Source organism: Aeromonas sp. 130281 (assembly GCF_056642115.1).
Genome location: NZ_JBWVQS010000001.1, coordinates 1,165,007 through 1,184,086 on the forward strand (window position 1 = coordinate 1,165,007; position 19,080 = coordinate 1,184,086).

The following is a 19,080-nucleotide window of genomic DNA, read 5'->3' on the forward strand; positions in this document are numbered from 1 at the left end:
AACTATGCCTCAGCGCCAGGGGCTCTGCTGCCAGAGGCGACCAAGGGCGCCTTCCAGCGCCTGGGCCCCCTGCTGACCCAGCCGCTGGGTCAGGCTCTTGGGCTTGCGGTAGCTGATGCCGACCACCTTGTGGTGGCTGGCCTGGGCCAGCAGGTAGTCATCGCTGGTGCAGAGTGCATCCACCAGGCCGAGCTGCTTGGCCTGACTCGCCAGCCAGTGCTCCCCCGTGGTGACCTTGTCGATGTCGAGGCCGGGTCTGTGCTCGGCCACGAACCCCTTGAAGCGCTCGTGGATGGCCCCCAGCTCCTCACGGAACTTCTCCCGCCCCAGATCGTCGTTCTCGCCGAACATGGTGATGGTGCGCTTGTACTGGCCGGCGGTGTGCATCTCGAACTCGATGTCATGCTTTTTCAGGAGTTTGTTGAAGTTCGGCAACTGGGCTATCACCCCGATGGAGCCGACGATGGCAAAGGGCGCCGCCAGTATCTTGTCCGCCACGCAGGCCATCATGTAGCCGCCGCTCGCCGCCACCTTGTCGATGGCCACCGTCAGCGTGATGTCCTTGTCCCGCAGGCGCTGCAGCTGGGAGGCTGCCAGACCATAGCCGTGCACCACGCCGCCGCCGGACTCGAGGCGCAGCAGCACCTCGTCACCGGGCCGGGCGACCCCAATCACGGCGCTCACCTCTTCCCGCAGGGAGGCCACCTCCCTGGCGTCCATGCTGCCGTGAAAATCGAGCACAAAGAGCCGGCTGCGCTCGTCCTCTGTCTTGGCGCGCGCCTTCTCCTCGGCCTTGCGCGCCTTGTCCATCTGCTTGCGCTCGGCCTTGCCAGCCAGGGCCGATTGCAGCTGATGACGCCCCTGCTCCAGCTCCCGGGAGAGATCGGTCACCACCAGCTCCCCCTTGCGGGCCCTGGGCTGACGGCTGCTCACCACCATCAGGACGACGGCGCCTATGGCCAGCAGTAAGGTGAGGGTCTTGGCCAGAAACAGGCCGTATTCGGTCAGAAATACCACTTGATGCTCCGCGCTATGTTCGGTTTTTTCACATAGTAAGGAGTTTGGCGGCATGGTGCAAAAACTCTGCCATGGGCCAGGGGCAGGCAGCGCCAATTCAGGCTAGCGCCCTGTTTTCTTCACATTTTTGCCGTCTCATACTGGTCAACGGCAGGGCCGGATCAGTACACTTGCCTCCTCTATTGTCGCGCCCATCCGTCACGGATTTGTTAACAGGAGTGCACATGCTCGATTATCAGGCCCCCCGGGATCTGCTCAAGGACAAGGTCATTCTGGTAACGGGTGCCGGTGACGGCATCGGCCGCGAAGCGGCGCTCACCTATGCGGCCCACGGCGCTACCGTGGTGCTGCTCGGGCGCACCAGCGCCAAGCTGGAGGCGGTCTACGACCAGATAGAGGCGGCCGGTCACCCCCTGCCCGCCATAGTCCCTGTGGATCTGAAAGGGGCCACCGCCGCTCACTACCGCGGCATGGCCGAGACCTTCGCCCAGCAGTTCGGCCGCCTCGACGGCGTGCTGTTCAATGCCGGCCTGCTCGGCACCCTCTCCCCCTTCGAGCACATCCAGGAGAAGGAGTGGGACGAGGTGATGCAGGTCAACGTCAAATCCGAATTTCTGCTGACCCAGGCCCTGCTGCCCCTCATTCGCCAGACCGCCAAGGAGCACGGCGAGGCCTCCATCGTCTACACCTCCTCCAGCGTGGGACGAAAAGGGCGCGCCTACTGGGGCACCTATGCCATCTCCAAGTTCGCCGTCGAGGGCATGATGGAAGTGCTGGCGGACGAGCTGGAGAATACCGGGGTGCGGGTCAACACCCTGAACCCGGGCGGCACCCGCACCAGGATGCGGGCCAGCGCCTTCCCAGCGGAAGATCCCCAGTTGCTGAAGACCCCGGCCGACCTGATGCCGCTCTATCTCTATCTGATGGGGCCGGACAGCCGTGGCAAGACAGGCCAGACCTTCGTGGCCCAGCCCAAATAAATCAACAAACTAACCAGATGGGGTTAAAGTGAAGAGGGGTGCCAGTCGCGCCCTGTTGAATCCCATCGGCCCCTGACAGGTTGCACTATGTTTCGTCCCAAGAGCACGTTTGAGCAATGGCGGATCTTCCAGGCCGTGGTGGACTGTGGCGGTTACGCCCAGGCCGCAGAGGCGCTGAACAAGAGCCAATCCTCCCTCAATCATGCGGTCGCCAAGCTGCAACAGAGCCTGGGGCTGGCCCTGCTGGAGGTGAGGGGACGCAAGGCGGTGCTGACACCGGCGGGGGAGATCTTCCTCAAGCGGGCTCGCCAGCTCAGCCAGCAGGTGGAAGAGCTGGAGAACCTGGCCAACAACCTGGAGCGCCAGTGGGAGCCGCAGATCAACCTCTATGTCTCCGCGCTGCAACCCAGAGACCGGCTCTACCGGGCGCTGGCCCACTTCCACCCCCGCAGCCGGGGTTGCCGCATCAATCTGCACGAGCGGATCCATTGCCACTTCAATGCGCTCCAGGTGGGGGACCTGATGCTCTCCGAGCACCTGCCCCACGATCGCACCGGCCTGCCGCTGGACGAGGTCTGCCTGCTGCCGCTGTGCGCGGCCGGGCATCCCCTCGCCGGGCAGGAGGAGCCCATCACGGCGGAGCTGCTCGCCAGCCATAACCAGATAAGCCTGCATCCGCCCATCCACCGCTCGGTGGACTGGAACGATGCGGACGACACCGGCTGGAAGGCGACCCACTATCACGAGGTGCTCAGCATGGTGCGCCTCGGCCTCGGCTACGCCTGGGTACCTGGTCACCTGGTGCGGGAGGAGCTCACCAGCGGCGCCCTGGTGCAGCTCGATCTGGCCGGCGGCAGCGAGCGCTACCTCTACACCTACCTGCTTACCCCCTCCACCGATGCCCTGGGCCCGGCGGCCGAGCTGCTGCTGCGCTGCCTGCGCAACGAATACCAGGCCGACAACGGCAAGTAATGCTCCGCCGGCCACCGCGGCCGGCCTCTTCTTATTGCCGCCGGCGTCAATGCCCCAGTGCCCGCCAGGGGCGCCTCACACATTGGGCACCCGCCAGCAGGCGGCCAGCGCAGCCAGCGCCAATGCGGTGGCCACCATGAAGACCCCGTGAAAACTCCAGATCTCCGCCACAGTCCCCGCGATGGCACCCGCCATGATGGAGCCGGTGCGGATGCTGTTGGCAAACAACGTGGTCGCCACCCCGGCCCGACCCGGCATCAGATCCTGGAAATAGGACATGCCGATGCCGGCGACTATGCCGATGAAGATGGCGTTGAGCAGCTGCAGCGCGATGAGGGCCCCCTGGCTCGACAGCGTCACCAGACCGGCGTAGAAACCGACCCCGGCCAGCACCGCCAGCAGCATCATGGGCCGCTTGCCAAAACGCCGGGTGTAGTAACCCGCCAGCAGCATGAAGGGGATCTCCAGGGCCGCCGCCGTGCCCATCAGGATGCCGGCCAGCTTCTCCTCCAACCCCAGCTCGCGGGTGATGTAGAGCGGCATGTTGATGAGATACATGCTGTTGCAGGTCCACATCAGGGTGGAGGCGATGAAGAGCGCCCGCACCGAAGGATCTCGCCAGCTGCTGACCCGCTCACCCCCGCCCTGGCTGCTCGGCAGCGGCAGGGAGGGCAGCCAGCGCCAGACCACCAGGGCGCAGATCAGATAGGCCAGGGCGGAAGCCAGATACATCACCTCGAAGCCGTAACCGATGGCGAGCGCGAAGGCGGCCGGCGGCCCGATGACCCAGGCCAGGGAGAACTGGGCCCGCAGCACAGAGCTGAACATGTCCGCCCGCTTGTTGCGGCTGTCGGCGTATTCCCGCGCCAGGGCAAACAGCTGGGGGCTGGCGGTGGCGGTGAGGCTCGCCAGCACCACCCCCAGGCTCACCAGCAGCCAGTATTGCCGGTTCCAGGCAAACAGCAGGGAGAGCACTATGCCGGCAAGGCAGCAGCGCAGGATCAGCTGCTTGCGATCCCCCCCGTTGTCGGAGCGATGGCCGAGCCACTGGCTGATGAGGATGCCGATCACCGCGTTGACGGTATAGAAGAGCCCCACCAGGAAGGGGCGCACCTGCACCTCTTCGGCCAGAAACAGGCTCAAGGTAGGCACCTGGAGTGCCACCGCCACCCCGGTCATGAAGGTCACGGCGAGGAAAGAGAGAGAGACGGGATCCGGCCTCTTGCGGGCAGCACTCAGCAAACTCATAGAGATACCATTGATATGGAAGAGAAAAGGAAGCCAGAAGCCGGCGGATGTACAGCATGACGGCGATTATTTTATGCGATTATCAACAGCCACCTCAAGGCTTGCGAGGCCACGTCCAAGTCCGTACATTGGTAAACCCTCTGGCCAGTACAAGGATTTCACATGTTTGATTTTGATCGGGAGATAGATCGCAGCGGCACCATGAGCCTGAAGTGGGACAAGTACAAGGGTCAGGATGTCGTGCCCATGTGGGTGGCCGACACCGATTTCGCCTCGCCCCCCGCCGTCATCGAGGCCCTCACCGCGCGGGTGGCCCACGGCGTCTTCGGCTATTCCCGCCCCTCCCCCCGGCTGATCGAACTCATCATCACCCGTCTGCAGCAGCGCTATGGCTGGACCATATCCCCGGAGTGGCTGGTCTTCCTGCCGGGAGTGGTGCCCGGTCTGAACCTCGCCTGCAAGGCCTGGAGCCAGCACGGCCGTGGCATCATCACCCCCAAGCCGGTCTATTACCCCTTCCTGCAGGCGCCGGGCTTCAACGATCGCCCCCTGCTGACCGTCCCCATGATGGAGGAAGCCGGACGCTGGGTGCTGGATCTGGAAGAGCTGGAGCGCCAGGCTCCCTCCGCCGACCTGCTGCTGCTGTGCAACCCGCAGAATCCGGGGGGCACCGTCTTCACCCGCGAGGAGCTGCTCGCCATCGACGCCATCGCCGAGCGCCACAATCTGGTGGTCTGCTCGGACGAGATCCACTGCGATCTGCTGCTGGACAAGGATGCCCGCCACATTCCCTACGGTGCCCTGAGCCCGTCGGCCGCCGAGCGCTCTGCGGTCATGATGGCGCCGAGCAAGACCTTCAACATCGCCGGCCTGTGCTGCTCCTTCGCCGTGATCCCCAACCCCCGCCTGCGGCTCAAGCTGCAACAGGCGATGCGCGGCATCAGCGCCGACGTCAACCTGCTGGGCTTTGTCGCCGCCGAGGCGGCCTACGAGGGCGGCGAGCAGTGGCTCAGTGAACAGCTCGACTATCTGAGGGCCAACCTGGCGCTGATCGAGCAGGCGGTGGCCCGCTGGCCCGGCGTCAAGCTGGCAAAGAATCAGGCGACCTATCTCGCCTGGATCGATGTGAGCGCCCTCGGGCTGGACGATCCTGTCGCCTTCTTCGAGCAGGCAGGGGTCGGTCTCTCCCCGGGCGCCCAGTTTGGCGACGGCCAGTTCGTGCGCCTCAACTTTGGCTGCACCCGGGCTCGCCTCACCCAAGCCTTGGCGCGCATGGAGAAGGCCATTCTCCAGCGCGAGATCTGACAAGGAGCCCCCTTGACGGGAATGGTGAAAGCCATTCAGGTTCACATCTGATATAGATAAGATGTGACACATGACGGGATGAGCCTGGCTCATCCTTTTTTCAGCCATTGTTCCGGTTCACTATGCACCCACGAGCCCTGCGTCACCTGTCGCGCCTGTCACTTGCCGCCCTGCCCTGGCTGGCGGCCATGCTGGCACAGCCCCTCTCGGCCACCCCCGCCTATGTCACCATAGGCACGGGGGCGCTCAACGGCGTCTACTACCCCACGGGGGGCGCCATCTGCCGTCTGCTCAACGACGACAGCAGCAACCACGGGCTGCACTGCACAGTGCAGAGCACCTCGGGCTCCATCGCCAACCTGGCCGCGCTGGCCAAGGGCGACATCCAGCTGGCGCTGGTGCAGTCGGATGTCCTGTACCATGCGGCCCACGGCAGCGGCCCCTTCGCGGGCCAGAGCCCGAACGCGCAGCTGCGCAGCCTGTTGCGGCTCCACAAGGAGTCCCTGACCCTGCTCGCCAGCGCCACCAGCAACATCACCACCCTGGCGGACATCGAAGGCAAGCGGGTCGATCTCGGTGCCCCCAACTCCGGGGACAGGGTCACCAGCCGGGCACTGCTCGACGCCATGGGCTGGCAGGAGAGCCAGTTCGCCGTGCCCCCCGTCGCCTCGGCAGGCAACCGGCTGGAGGGGCTCTGCAACGGCACCCTGGATGCCGCCTTCCTGGTCGCCGGCCACCCCAACCAGGCAATAGGCGATCTGACCGGTCGCTGCCAGGCCCGCCTCATTCCCATCGAGGGGGAGCAGGTCGACAAGCTGCTCAAGCAGTATCCCTACTATGAGCGCAGCCGCATCGGCGCCAACCTCTACCCGGGGCAGACCAGCTCCGTCGCCACCTTTGCGGTGACCGCCGAGCTGGTGGCCGAGGCCAGCCTGCCTGAAGATCAGGTGCGCACCCTGCGCGACGTGCTGAGCCGCAATCTCAAGCAGTTCACTCGCCTGCACCCGGCGCTCACCACGCTCACCCCCGAATCCATGCAGGCGGGAGACATACTCCCGCTCCATCCCGGCATGCTGGATGCCGCGCCGACCCTGTTGCCCGATGCTCCCTCCGGGGCCGAGGCCACCTCGGGGGCGCTCCCCACGGCGCCGTCCGCCCCCACCAGTGCGACCACCCCGCTGGAAGGGGCTGAGGTGCTGCCGGAGCAACCCGCCGGCGCCACCCTGCCGGCCAGTTCGGATGCGGTGACGACCGAACAAGCCCCGGCGCTGACCACGCAACCTACGCCGACAGAGGCAAGGTCGGCGCAGGGCAGCGAGCCGGACGCGGCCGGGGTCACCACCCCCTCGGCAGCAAAGAGCACAGCGCAAGCACCGACCGAGGCGTCCGCACCGGGCAGCCCAAGCGGTGCCTCGCCGCTCACCGGCGAGACGCCCGCCCCCACCCAATGACGGGGAGAGCACAATGCAAGAGGCCACCCCAGGGTGGCCTCTTGTCATCCGGATGTGCGCCGACGAGTGGCGCCGGGCCTATCCCTTGGGAAGCGGCAGCGAGTCCGGGCGCTGGATCTCCTCCTCCACCCAGTGCAGCAACTGCTTGATGGCCCGCGACAGCACCTGGTTCTGGCGCACCACATACCCCAGGCTGGTGCCGGGGAAGTCGGTGAGCCGGGTCACCGGGGCGGTGAGCTTGAGCCGCGGGTGGAGGGAGAAGTCCGGCACTATGGCGACGCCAAAGCCCGCCTCCGCCCAGTCGAGCTGGGCATCCACGCTGCCCACCTCCATGATGCGGCAGCTCGGCAGCCCGAGCAGGGGCAAGGAAGGGTCGATCAGTGCCCGGGTGCGGGTGTCGTGCCCCAGCAGGATCAGGGTGGGCTCGTCGAGGGGATCGCTCTCCCCGGCCTTGGCACGGGCCTGCCAGCGGGTGAGCCCCTGCCCCAGCGCGCACCAGGTCACCTGCTGCAATTCGGTGTAGAAGAGCGGCTCGCTGCGCTTTTGCGCCATCACAAAGCCGAGATCCGCCTTGCCCGCCCTGACCAGATCCGCCGCCTGATCCGAGGTGGTGTTGAACAGGGTGAGATCGATGCCGGGAAAGGCTTGCTTGAAGCGCTGGAACGGCTGGATCAGCAGCAGGCGCGAGATGATGTCGCTGGCGGCGATGGCGAGCGTCCCCTGGCTCAGCTGGCTGAGGGCGTTGAGATCGGACTGGCAGAGCTGCAACTCGTTGATGGCGCGCTCGGCGCTTTGCAGCAATCGCTCCCCCGCCTGGGTCAGTCGAAACGGGCTGCGTTCAATCAGCTTGACCCGGGTGGCCTGCTCCAGGTTCTTGAGGTGCAGGCTGACGTTGGGCTGGGTCATGTGCAATTCGGTGGCGGTCTGGCCGAAGTGCTGCAGGCGGGCCAGGGTGACGAAGGTATTTAACCAGTGAATATCCAACATGAGGTAACTCTCACCCACGGCCGGCGCGGGGTGGCGCGTCATGGCGGGGCTTTGCCGATAAATTGGCCATAATTATATGACTTACTTATCGGAATTATAAAGATAATTAATTTTTCTAATCCGCACAGGGCTCCTAGGATGGACGCCTAACGTCTTAGGAGAAAGAGTCATGTCGTCTATCGTAGTCGTAGGTGCTAACTGGGGTGATGAAGGCAAAGGCCGCATCGTCGATTATCTGGCAGGCCAGTCCGCCGCCAGCATCCGTTTCCAGGGCGGCAACAACGCCGGCCACACCGTGGTCAACGATCTTGGCACCTTCAAGCTGCACCAGCTGCCAAGCGGCGTCTTCAACCCGGATTGCCTGGTCGTGCTCGGCCCTGGCATGGTCATCAGCCCGGAGCCGCTGACCAAGGAACTGGCCGAAGTGAAGGCCGCCGGCGTGACTCCCAAACTCGCCATCTCTGACAGAGCCACCTTCTGCCTGCCGATCCACGCCCTGGAAGACACCCTGGAAGAAGTCCGTCTGGGTGATGGCGCCTATGGCTCCACCCGTCAGGGCATTGCCCCGGCTTACGGTGATCGGGTCATGAAAAAGGCGATCCTGGTGGGCTGGCTGAAACAGCCGGACGTGCTGGTCGAGCGCATCCAGTTCTTCCTCGACTGGAAACTGCCGCAGCTCAAGGCCCTCTACCCCAGCTTCGAATTCAAGCAGACCGCCCAGGAGATGGCCGACTGGCTGCTGGAAGTGTCCGCCCCCTGGATCGACGCCGTCTGCAACGTCAGCGAGCCGCTCAAGGCCATCCAGGCCCAGAACGGCACCCTGCTGTTCGAAGCCCAGCTGGGCGCCGGCCGTGACCTCATCTACGGTGAGTACCCCTGGGTGACCTCCTCCCACGTCTCCGGCGCCTACGCCGGCATCGGTGGCGGCCTGCCGGCCCTGCGCCCCGAGCGCGTGATTGCCGTGGCCAAGGCGTTCAGTACCTCGGTCGGTACCGGCACCCTGATCACCGCCATGGAGAACCAGGAAGAGTTCCGCAAGTTCGCCAACGAGTTCGGCGCCACCACAGGCCGTCCCCGTGACATCGGTTACTTCGATGCGGTTGCCACCAAGCAGGGTCTGGAGATCCAGGCTGCCAACGAGATCGCCCTGACCAAGCTGGACTGCCTCTCCGGCATGCCGGATCTGAAGATCTGCGTGGCCTACGAAGGTGCCAACACCGAGAACCCGATCTGGCCGCAAACCGCCGGTCTGAAGCCGGTGTACGAGTCCATGGAAGCCTGGAGCGAAGACATCTCCCACATCCGCAAGTTCGAAGACTTGCCCAAGGCTGCCCAGCACTATGTGCTGCGCATCGAAGCCCTGCTGGGTGTGCCGGTTCCCATGGTCTCCGTCGGCCCGGGCCGCGAGCAGATGATACTGCGCTAAGCCGCCTCCCGGCTGTCAGCAAGATGTCAAAACCGGCCTCATGGAGGCCGGTTTTTTTATGGCCGGCCCGCTCCCCGCCGAGTGGCTGACGGACGCCCAGGCCACGCTGCAGAGGAAGCCGCGCCTTGAGATAGGCCCGGTGCTGACATTCTGCTTCGAGCGGGTTTGCTCCATGGCCAGCCGCACGCTGAGTCAGACCACCCAAACCCAGGTGCGCATGAGCCACGCCCTCACCCTGCTGCAACAGGGAGTGAACCCACTGGAGGCGGCCCTCGCCTGCAGTTTCGACTCCCCCGGCTGCTTCGCCGCCCGCTTCAAGCAGGAGTGCGGTCTGACCCCCTACCAATATCTGCGCACCTGCCCCGCAACGCCAAGTAAATAGTTACTAAAAACAACTTCTGTGTAACCTCATGTAACCCGGTGATCCCGATCACACGGCTCCCCGCCCGGAGTGTGACGCAGCGCCAACCTTTCCGCTTTCTTTCCCCTAGAATGGCCATGAAAACGTTTTTACTAAAATAAACACAAAAAATGCACCTTCCTTAACCTACAAAATCGTCATTGGAGCGAGATATGTTTCGTAAAAATTTACTTTCCGTCGCCCTGGGTGTCGCCCTGTTTGGCCTGGCCGCCTGCAACGGCAATGACTCGAGTGCCCCGACCCCGCCCGGCGCCACCCTGGCGAACCAGTACAGGAACGTGATCGATCGCACCGGCACCCCGCTCCAGTTCCGTGACTTTGACAGCTACTCCAACCTCAAATACAACCCCCTGCTCGATCTCGGGGCCTGGCACGGCTTCCTGCTGCCCAAAAGCGACACCGAGTGGGGGGGCTTCACCGGCCCCATGGTGATCGCCGAAGAGTACAGCCTCTTCTTCGCCAGCGAGCTTGACAGACTCAGCCTGGGGGACGAGAGCGGTCGCCAGTACCCGCTCACCAGCGCCAGCAAGCATGAGATCTACGCCATCCCCGGCGCCCTGGTGCAGCGCTTCGAGTTCGCGCCCTTCACCCTGGAGCTGGAGCTGCGCTACGGCGATGCCCGCACGGCGCTTGTCCGCACCCGTCTGGTGAACAATCAGGATGCGCCCCTCACCCTGACCTTCAACTGGCAGGGGGAGCTGCTCCAGCAGTGGGATGCCAACAAGACGGTCGCCGAGCAGTATCCCGACTGGCGCCGCACCATCAGCCAGAACGAGCAGGGGATCGCCTTCCAGTTCGGCAAGCTGCGCAGCACCTGGAACATCATGCAAAGCGGCAGCGCCAGCTATCGCATCGACCGCACCCTGCCAAGCCGCACCACCCTCGACGAGAAGGGGCTCGGCTATGTGAGCGAGGCCAGCCTCACCCTGGCAGCCAAGGGTCAGCAGGATATCTACACCCTGCAGAGCTATGTCCACAGCAGCGAGGAGGCCGATCGCTATCAGCAGAGCCGCCAGGCGCTGCTGGCCGACCCGGCCGACGCCTTCGAGGCCTCCATCCGCCGCTGGGAGGATTACCTGGCGCGCGGCCTCTCCAATCAGGGCATCCCGGAGTCGGAGCGCCGCATCGCGGTCAAGGCGATGGAGACCCTCAACGGCAACTGGCGCTCACCGGCTGGCGCCATCCTCCATGACGGAGTGACCCCCTCCAACACCGCCCGCTGGTTCGACGGCGTCTGGGCCTGGGACAGCTGGAAGCACGCCTACGCCATGGCGCACTTCAACCCGGAGGTGGCCAAAAATAACGTGCGCGCCATGTATGACTATCAGGTGCAGCCGGATGATCCGGTGCGTCCGCAGGATGCCGGCATGGTGATCGACGCCGTCTTCTACAACAAGCTTGCGGATCGCGGCGGTGACGGCGGCAACTGGAACGAGCGCGACACCAAGCCGCCCCTCTCCGCCTGGGCCATCTGGGAGATCTACAGCGCCACCAAGGACAAGGCCTTCATCGCCGAGATGTATCCGAAGATCCAGGCCTATCACGACTGGTGGTATCGGGCGCGGGACAACAACCGCAACGGCATCATCGAATACGGCGCCACCCGCCACGTCGAGCACAACGACGAGTTCGGCAACATCACCTTCAAGGTGCGATATGGGAGTGGCGTGCCCGCCGGGCTGGATCTCACCCGCTGTACCGACGAGGGGGACGGCTGGTATGGCTGCGCCGGCATGCCGCTCTATCAGCAGGTGCTGAGCACAGGCGGTTACGACGAGATGGACATCGGTGCCCAGCACGGCGCCGGCTGGGAATCCGGCATGGACAACGCCGCCCGCTTCGGCTTTATCGAGCAAGACCAGTTACAACGTTACGCCGACAAGGCCTATGGCGGCGACATCGACAAAGCCCGCCAGGACTGGAACGTGGCCTTCTTCGAGAACCATGAAGGCAGCGGTGAGCTGATCGGTTTCTCCATCGATCAGGAGTCGGTGGAGCTCAACGCCTTCCTCGCCAAGGAGAAGCGCATCCTGGCGGACATGGCCGAGCTGCTCGGCAAGCCGGACGAGGCGAGCCGCTACCGCGAAGGGGCCAGCCAGCTCGCCGGCTACATCAACAGCTGCCTGTTCGATGAGGCCTCCGGCTTCTATTACGACCGCCAGATAGCCCAGGGGGATCTGCCCGACGCCAACGGTTGCGTCGGCAAGCTGTTGACCGCCCGCGGCCGCGGTCCGGAAGGGTGGAGCCCGCTCTGGGCCGAGGTGGCGGACAAGGAGAAGGCGGCGCGGGTGCGCGAGGTGATGCTGAGCAGCCAGGAGTTCAACACCAGGGTGCCGCTCGGCACGGCGGCGCTGACCAACCCGGCCTACGACCCCGACATCTACTGGCGCGGCCGAGTCTGGCTGGATCAGTTCTACTTCGGGGTGAAGGGGCTGGAGAACTACGGCTATCGCGACGACGCCCAGCTGCTGGTCAACAAGCTGTTTGCCAATGCCGAGGGGCTGGCGGGCTGCGGCCCCATCCGCGAGAACTACAACCCGGAGACCGGCGCCATGCAGGGGGCCAGCAACTTCAGCTGGAGCTCGGCCCACCTCTATATGCTCTATCGCAACTTCCTGAAGCAGGAGTGACACTGCCGGGGCCCAGCCCAAAACAGAAAGGCCTCCGCTAGGGAGGCCTTTCTTATGGCGGCGCCAGGGGCTGGCGACTTACTTGACGGTCACCCGGGCAAACTTGCGCTTGCCGACCTGATAGACGGCGGTGCCGGCGCCGACCAGCGCCTTGCCATCCTCCAGCTTGTCGCCGTCACGCTTGACCGCGCCCTGCTTGATCATCCGCAGCGCCTCGGAGGTAGTCTCCACCAGACCGGCGTCTTTGAGCAGGTTGGCAATCGCCAGCCCTTCCCCTTCTAGGGCTAGTTCGACCTCAGGCATCTCGTCCGGGATGGCGTTCTTGGAGAAGCGCTGGGTGAAGTCTTCGTGGGCCGCTTCGGCCGCCGCTTCGTCGTGGTAGCGGGTGATGATCTCCTTGGCCAGCCAGATCTTCACGTCCCGCGGGTTCAGGGTACCGGCTTCGATGCCGGCCTTGAAGCCTTCGATGTCCGCCAGCGGGCGGGAGGAGAGCAGCTCGTAGTAGTTCCACATCAGGGTGTCGGTGATGGACATGATCTTGCCGAACATCTCCCCCGGGGCGTCGTGCACGCCTATGTAGTTGGCGGCGGACTTGGACATCTTCTTGACGCCGTCCAGACCCACCAGGAGCGGCATCATCAGCACGCACTGGGCGGCCATGCCGGCATCTTTTTGCAGCTCGCGGCCCATCAGCAGGTTGAACTTCTGATCGGTACCGCCGAGCTCCACGTCCGCTTTCAGCGCGACCGAGTCATAGCCTTGCAGCAGCGGATAGAGGAATTCGTGAATGGCGATGGACTGGCCGCCGCTGTAGCGCTTCTTGAAGTCGTCGCGCTCCATCATGCGGGCCACGGTCTGCTTGGCCGCCAGCTTGATCATGCCGGTCGCGCCCAGCTCGCCGAGCCAGCTGGAGTTGTACTCGATGCGGGTCTTTGCGGGATCCAGGATCTTGAACGCCTGCTCCGCATAGGTGAGGGCGTTGTGCTTGATGGCCTCTTCGGAGAGCGGCGGGCGAGTGCTGTTCTTGCCGGAGGGATCCCCCACCATGGCGGTGAAGTCGCCGATCAGCAGGATGATCTCGTGGCCCAGATCCTGGAAGGTCTTCAGCTTGTTGAGGATCACGGTATGACCCAGGTGAATGTCCGGAGCCGTCGGGTCCATCCCCAGCTTGATGCGCAGCGGGCGCCCTTCCTTCAACTTGGCGACAAGTTCTTCTTCAACCAGAATTTCTTCCGCTCCGCGCTTGATCTCGGCTAGCGCCACCTCGAGCTGGGACATTTTTTGACTCTCCAATCGCGATTCCACAGGGCCAGACATATTACTGGAATGGCAGGCCAATTGGAAAGGCGGTAAACTCCGACCTTCTTCTGGGTTCAACTTCGTCAGCTTCTCATGGTCATTTGGCACGCCTTCAACTCTCTTCCTACCTGGCACCGCAAGATGGTGCTTATTCTGAGCATCCTGGTGATGATGCTGGCGGCCTGGCCAAGCGAACAGGCGGTCGCCACCCGGGTCGATGACAACGGCAACGAGCTTGCCCTGCGCCAGCCCGCCGACGCGGCCGCCTCAAGCGATGAACTCGAGGCCGCGCAGCCCCTCGCCCCGCCCAAGCCGCGCTACATCACCAAGCAGGTGAAGGTGCGCCGGGGAGACAACATGGGGGTCATCTTCCAGCGCATCGGGCTCAATACCACTGATCTGCACCTCATCGATCAGCTCGACGGCAGCGATCCCCTGCGGATGCTGCAGCCGGGGCAGGAGCTCACCTTCAAGCTCACCGAACAGGGCGAGCTGCACAGCCTCTATTACCCCCACAGCCTGGAGCAGGCGCTCAAGGTGAGCCGCAAAGACGACAGCTTCGTGGCCAGGCCGGTGCGTCTCGAGCTCGACACCCGCGAGCAGGTGGCGAAGGGGGAGATCCGATCCAGCTTCTGGGGCGCCGCCAGCGAGGCGGGCATGACGGAGGATCAGATCATGGATCTCGCCGCCATCTTCGGCTGGGACATCGATTTTGCCCAGGACCTGCAGCCGGGGGACAGCTTCCGGGTGGTCTACGAAGACAAGTTTCAGGATGACGAGCGGGTGGCCTCCGGCGACATCCTGGCCGCCGAGTTCATCAACCAGGGGGCCATCTATCGCGCCGTGCTGAACCAGGATGGCAACTACTACACCCCGGAAGGCAAGGCGATGCGCAAGAGCTTCCTGCGCGCCCCGGTCAACTTCAAATACATCAGCTCCAACTTCAACCCGCGTCGCCTGCACCCTGTCACCGGCAAAGTGCGCCCCCACAACGGCATCGACTACGTGGCTCCCGTGGGCACCCCCATCATGGCGGCGGGCTCAGGCAGCGTGGTGGCCGCCGGTTACAACCAGTTCAACGGCAACTATGTCTTCATCAAGCACGCCGGCAACTATGTGACCAAGTACCTGCACCTCTCCAAGCGCACCGTGAACAAGGGGCAGCGGGTGAAACAGGGGCAGACCATAGGCCTCTTGGGAGGCACGGGCCGGGTCACAGGCCCGCACCTGCACTATGAATTCGTGGTGGGCGGCGTGCACAAGAACCCGCGCACCCTCACCCTGCCCCAGGCCGAGACCCTCACCGGACGGGCGCTGGCCAGCTTCAAGGCCGAGGCCAGACCGCAACTGGCCAAGCTCGACAGTAACGAGCTGCAGCTGGCCCAGAACAAGCGGGACAGCAACGGCAGCTAAGAGTCGCCCCACTGCCATCGTGGCTGCTGTAAATGAACAGATAACAAGGAGAGGCCATGAGCGAGCGCTATATCGGGTTGATGTCGGGTACCAGAGCCTGGCATGGGATAGATGCCACGCCCTCCTCCACTCCTTGGTCAGGTTTCTCGTCACAGAAGGGCATGTCATGAGCGAGCGCTATATCGGATTGATGTCGGGTACCAGCATGGATGGCATCGATGCCGTGCTGGTCACTCTGGATGGGGAAACCCTGCGGGTGGAGGAGGCACTGTGCCATCCCTGGCCAGAGGCAACGGCCCGCGAGCTGCACGCCCTCTGCACCCCGGGGGAGAACGAAATCGACCGCATGGGGGTGGCCGACAATCGCGTGGCGCAGGAGTTTGCCGCCGCCACCCTGGCGCTGCTTGCCAAGGCCGGGCTTGAGCCCAAGGATATCCGCGCCATCGGCTCCCACGGCCAGACAGTGCGCCACCGCCCCCAGCTCGGCTTTACCCTGCAGATCGGCAATGCGGCCCTCTTGGCTGCCTTGACCGGCATCGACGTCATCGCCGATTTTCGCACCCCGGACATGGCCCTCGGCGGTCAGGGGGCGCCCCTGGTGCCCGCCTTCCATCAGGCGATTTTTGCCAAACCCCATGCCCTGCGGGTGGTGCTGAACCTCGGCGGCATCGCCAACATCTCTGTACTGCCGGGCCAGGCCGACGGGGGCTCTGGTTCAGGGGTATATGGCTTCGATACCGGTCCCGCCAACACCCTGCTCGATGGCTGGTATCGCCGCCATCAGCCCGACGGCGGCAGCTATGACGCCGGTGGCCAGTGGGCGGCCAGCGGCCAGCTTGTTCCCGAGCTTCTAGCCAAGCTGCTGGCTCACCCCTACTTCGCCGCCCCCGCCCCCAAGAGCACGGGGCGGGAGATGTTCACCCTGGAGTGGCTAGACCACGAGCTGGCAGGCACGGCATACGCCCCGGTGGATGTGCAGCGCACCCTGCAGGCGCTGACCTGCCACAGCATAGCCCGCCAGCTGCCCGCGGTGGATGAGACGCAAACCAGGCCAGAGCTGTTCGTCTGCGGCGGCGGCGCCCACAACGGCCCCCTGCTGGGGGAGCTCGCCGCCCTGCTGCCCCGCTGGCGCCTTGCCAGCACGGCCGAGCTGGGGCTTGCCCCCGACTGGGTGGAAGGAGCGGCCTTTGCCTGGCTGGCACAGCGCTTCGTGACGCGCCAGCCCGGCAACCTGCCCGCCGTCACCGGCGCCAGCCGACCGGCGGTGCTGGGCGCACTCTACCCCGCCTGAGCGGGCAACCTGCGCACACGAACAGAGAGGGCGGCATATGCCGCCCTCTCTGTTATTGTCCGGCTCTGCCGGCAGACGTTATCGACCTTGTTCATTCCCCCTCTATTTCCCGCTCTATTTCCCGCTGCAACTTCATTGCATAAATCTGGATGTCATATGCAGCACGTATTGGTTGATTACGGCGGCTCGCTTGCGTCAATGACATCGTCGCCATGCAGCCTGGGTGAATGATATTTCCCGCCGCTGTTTCAAGGGGCGAAAACGGACACCGGCTAGCATATTTTTAAGGTTGCTGACAGCCCCGTCCATGGGCATAAAATGCATAGCCATTCATATTTAAATGCATGAACAGCAAAATATTGCCGATGATTAACCCTTTATTCACAGAGTTGATCAACGACGATCCGGCACAAACCCACGCACTGCGGCCATTTCCCTTATAAGGCGCGTTATGACACCCGGCCAGCCGTTATATATGGTGAATTGAACCGCATTTTAGCTATATTTCAGAGCGTTGAGCCACCTCATAGAAATGCGATCCCGGTTTGCATCCCCTGGTCGGCCCCCCATAGAATCCCCCTGTCTGAATCATCAACCCGATCCATTTCTTCATCAGCCGCTCGCCCACGCAGGCGACGTCGAAGCAAGACTCGAAACAGCGATGACTGTTTTCCGTACCACCCGTCGTCATTCGTCGGGAACGGGCAACTGTTGCCGAAATAAAGCGAGACGTGCGGCAATCGAGGAAGGAAGGCGTTGACCCTACATCAATAAAGAGAAAGGAGTATCGCCATGAGTGGTACCATCATCAAGTCCGCCAGAAATACCCCCAATGCCCCCCAGGATCTGGGCCCCAGCACCCAGAGCGTGGCCTTCTCCCACTACAACAATATTGCCGCCCAGCTGCCGGTCGATCCCAGGACAGGCAAACTGGTAGGTGGCGATATCCAGGCCCAGGCCAGACAGTGCCTGACCAATATCCAGGCCATAGTAGAGAGCATCGGCCACGTCATGGACGACATGGTGAAAGTCACCCTCTTCCTCAAGAACATGGGGGATCTGGAGGCGGTCAACGCCGTTTATCGGGAATTCTTCCCCCGCAACCTGCCGACCCGTACCGTGCTGGCCGTGGCCGCCCTGCCGCTCGGCGCCGCCATTCAGATGGACGCCCTGCTCTCCAACGGGGAAGGCACCTTCCCCCAGGCCCCCTGCCCCCTGATCAAGCTCGCCCGAAACAGCTGCCGGGCGCCGACCGACCCGCTCTCGACCCATACGGTGGCCTTCTCCCACTACAACAATATCGGTGCCCAGCTGCCGGTGGATGCCGCCACCGGCCAGCTGGTTGCCGGTGGCATCCAGGAGCAGGCCGCCCAGTGCCTGCGCAATATCAAAAACGTGCTGGAGAGCATCGATGTGCCCTTTGACGATATCGTCAAGGTGACCCTCTATCTGACCAGCCTCGCGGATCTGGAGGCCGTCAACGAGGTTTACCGCACCTTCTTCCCCGACTCCGCCATCGCCCGCGCCGTCGCCTATCTGCCGGCCCGCAGCGTGATCGCGGCCTCTGCCCTGCCCATGGGCGCCCGGGTGCAGATGGATGCGGTCATCTCCCACGGTGACGGCACCCCGCCCCAACTGGTGGAAGACAGACACAACCTGGTGATCCGCGCCCGCAACACCGACCAGGCGCCACGCAGCCCGCTCCATAGCCAGAGCGTCGCCTTCTCCCACTACAACCATATCGCCGGCCAGTTGCCGATCGACATGGCCACCGGCAAGGTGCTGACCGGTTGCATCAAAGAGCAGACCGCCCAGTGCCTCGGCCATATCAAGACCATAGTGGAGAGCATCGACCATGTGATGGACGATATCGTCAAGGTGAATATCCAGGTGAAGAACATCGAGGATCTGGACGCAGTAAACGCCATCTACACCAAATACTTCCCGAGCTATCTGCCCGCCCGCACCGTCATTGGCGTGAGCGAACTGCCCGCCGGCGCCCTGGTGCAAATTGATGCGGTGATGTCCAACGCCGAAAGTACCCCGCCGCAGGTGTAAGGGTTGTTGCTAATGGTAAAAAAGACACCGGCTTCAGGCCGGTGTCTTTTTATCGGGTGTCAATATTGACGACCTTATGCTTAAAACTGACCTTTATTATCCGAGAATCTGTTTAAGCTCAGCTTCTTTCAATTTAAAAATCTCATACTCCCGCACATTTCTGCTCTTGGCGGCAGTGATCCATTGCACGCCGGTTTCATCGGCATGTTTAAATTCCAGTCTGAACACGTATTTTGCACTGGTGGCCATCGCCATCACCATACCTGCCAGAAAAGCGACTGCGGGAAGAAATAACGTCATTCCCTTTCCCTGCGCTTCAGTCGGTATAAAGTAAAATAGGATACTTGATGTGATTAACCCAAACAACAACATGTTTGTCAGTTTATCTTTCCATGTAAGTTCTTTTACTTGTACATCGGAGATCCGATTCAAATCATACGAATCAGAATTTATCTTCAGCGTTCCCTCTGACTTATCAATCAATACAGAACAAGCCATTGTAAATACTCCATCTTTTTTTAAAAGTTATATATCACCTGATTAACTTCAAAAACCATTCACTACCATGTTAGGTCGACAAAA

14 protein-coding genes and 1 pseudogene are annotated in these 19,080 nt (G+C 63.2%); 10 read left to right on the forward strand and 5 right to left on the reverse strand.

Annotation, left to right across the window (positions count from 1 at the left end; all coding sequences use genetic code 11):
- Positions 1 to 9 precede the first annotated feature (9 nt).
- Positions 10 to 1,017, reverse strand: a complete 1,008-nt coding sequence (gene sohB, locus AC1IN8_RS05175; protein WP_479758270.1) for a protease SohB — start codon at positions 1,015 to 1,017, stop codon at positions 10 to 12.
- A 224-nt stretch (positions 1,018 to 1,241) separates the two neighbouring features.
- On the opposite strand from sohB, the gene AC1IN8_RS05180 reads away from it, so the two are divergent.
- A complete protein-coding gene (locus AC1IN8_RS05180) occupies positions 1,242 to 1,997 on the forward strand; it encodes a YciK family oxidoreductase (RefSeq protein WP_139435573.1) in 756 nt (251 codons plus the stop codon).
- Between the two features lie 87 nt (positions 1,998 to 2,084).
- Complete coding sequence (locus tag AC1IN8_RS05185; RefSeq protein ID WP_479758272.1) at positions 2,085 to 2,969, forward strand: LysR family transcriptional regulator; 885 nt, start codon at positions 2,085 to 2,087, stop codon at positions 2,967 to 2,969.
- A 75-nt stretch (positions 2,970 to 3,044) separates the two neighbouring features.
- Here AC1IN8_RS05185 and AC1IN8_RS05190 read toward each other — a convergent pair whose 3' ends face one another.
- Positions 3,045 to 4,217: an MFS transporter gene (locus AC1IN8_RS05190; RefSeq protein ID WP_043128994.1), complete on the reverse strand. Its 1,173-nt coding sequence runs from the start codon at positions 4,215 to 4,217 to the stop codon at positions 3,045 to 3,047.
- 162 nt (positions 4,218 to 4,379) lie between these two features.
- Here AC1IN8_RS05190 and AC1IN8_RS05195 point away from each other — a divergent pair, with 162 nt between their 5' ends.
- Together AC1IN8_RS05195 and AC1IN8_RS05200 are read left to right on the forward strand one after the other, a co-directional pair.
- Entirely contained in the window at positions 4,380 to 5,522 is a 1,143-nt protein-coding gene (locus AC1IN8_RS05195; protein WP_479758274.1) for a MalY/PatB family protein, read from the forward strand.
- Between the two features lie 122 nt (positions 5,523 to 5,644).
- Positions 5,645 to 6,973, forward strand: a complete 1,329-nt coding sequence (locus AC1IN8_RS05200) for a TAXI family TRAP transporter solute-binding subunit (protein WP_479758276.1) — start codon at positions 5,645 to 5,647, stop codon at positions 6,971 to 6,973.
- Between the two features lie 78 nt (positions 6,974 to 7,051).
- Here AC1IN8_RS05200 and AC1IN8_RS05205 read toward each other — a convergent pair whose 3' ends face one another.
- A complete protein-coding gene (locus AC1IN8_RS05205; protein WP_247625795.1) occupies positions 7,052 to 7,960 on the reverse strand; it encodes a LysR family transcriptional regulator in 909 nt (302 codons plus the stop codon).
- A gap of 169 nt (positions 7,961 to 8,129) precedes the next feature.
- Between AC1IN8_RS05205 and AC1IN8_RS05210 the strand changes: the two genes are divergently transcribed.
- The 3 genes and pseudogenes from AC1IN8_RS05210 to ygjK all read left to right on the forward strand — a co-directional run bounded on the left by AC1IN8_RS05210 (position 8,130) and on the right by ygjK (position 12,437).
- The gene (locus AC1IN8_RS05210; RefSeq protein WP_139435583.1) at positions 8,130 to 9,386 is read left to right on the forward strand and encodes an adenylosuccinate synthetase; all 1,257 of its coding nucleotides are present in this window, start codon (positions 8,130 to 8,132) and stop codon (positions 9,384 to 9,386) included.
- A 67-nt stretch (positions 9,387 to 9,453) separates the two neighbouring features.
- Positions 9,454 to 9,768: pseudogene (locus AC1IN8_RS05215) on the forward strand (helix-turn-helix domain-containing protein); the annotation flags it as partial.
- A 191-nt stretch (positions 9,769 to 9,959) separates the two neighbouring features.
- Positions 9,960 to 12,437, forward strand: coding sequence for an alpha-glucosidase (ygjK, locus tag AC1IN8_RS05220; protein WP_479758279.1), 2,478 nt, complete (start codon positions 9,960 to 9,962; stop codon positions 12,435 to 12,437).
- Between the two features lie 78 nt (positions 12,438 to 12,515).
- On the opposite strand, the gene tyrS is transcribed toward ygjK, so the two are convergent.
- Complete coding sequence (tyrS, locus tag AC1IN8_RS05225; RefSeq protein WP_043128989.1) at positions 12,516 to 13,715, reverse strand: tyrosine--tRNA ligase; 1,200 nt, start codon at positions 13,713 to 13,715, stop codon at positions 12,516 to 12,518.
- A gap of 114 nt (positions 13,716 to 13,829) precedes the next feature.
- On the opposite strand from tyrS, the gene AC1IN8_RS05230 reads away from it, so the two are divergent.
- The 3 genes from AC1IN8_RS05230 to AC1IN8_RS05240 all read left to right on the forward strand — a co-directional run bounded on the left by AC1IN8_RS05230 (position 13,830) and on the right by AC1IN8_RS05240 (position 18,498).
- Positions 13,830 to 15,149, forward strand: a complete 1,320-nt coding sequence (locus AC1IN8_RS05230) for a peptidoglycan DD-metalloendopeptidase family protein (protein ID WP_479758281.1) — start codon at positions 13,830 to 13,832, stop codon at positions 15,147 to 15,149.
- A gap of 166 nt (positions 15,150 to 15,315) precedes the next feature.
- Positions 15,316 to 16,440, forward strand: a complete 1,125-nt coding sequence (locus tag AC1IN8_RS05235) for an anhydro-N-acetylmuramic acid kinase (RefSeq protein WP_479758283.1) — start codon at positions 15,316 to 15,318, stop codon at positions 16,438 to 16,440.
- A 792-nt stretch (positions 16,441 to 17,232) separates the two neighbouring features.
- On the forward strand, positions 17,233 to 18,498 hold the full coding sequence (locus AC1IN8_RS05240; RefSeq protein ID WP_479758285.1) for a RidA family protein: 1,266 nt from the start codon (positions 17,233 to 17,235) through the stop codon (positions 18,496 to 18,498).
- 96 nt (positions 18,499 to 18,594) lie between these two features.
- Here the strand turns inward: AC1IN8_RS05240 and AC1IN8_RS05245 are convergent, their stop codons facing one another.
- Positions 18,595 to 18,996: a hypothetical protein gene (locus AC1IN8_RS05245; RefSeq protein WP_479758287.1), complete on the reverse strand. Its 402-nt coding sequence runs from the start codon at positions 18,994 to 18,996 to the stop codon at positions 18,595 to 18,597.
- Positions 18,997 to 19,080 lie beyond the last annotated feature (84 nt).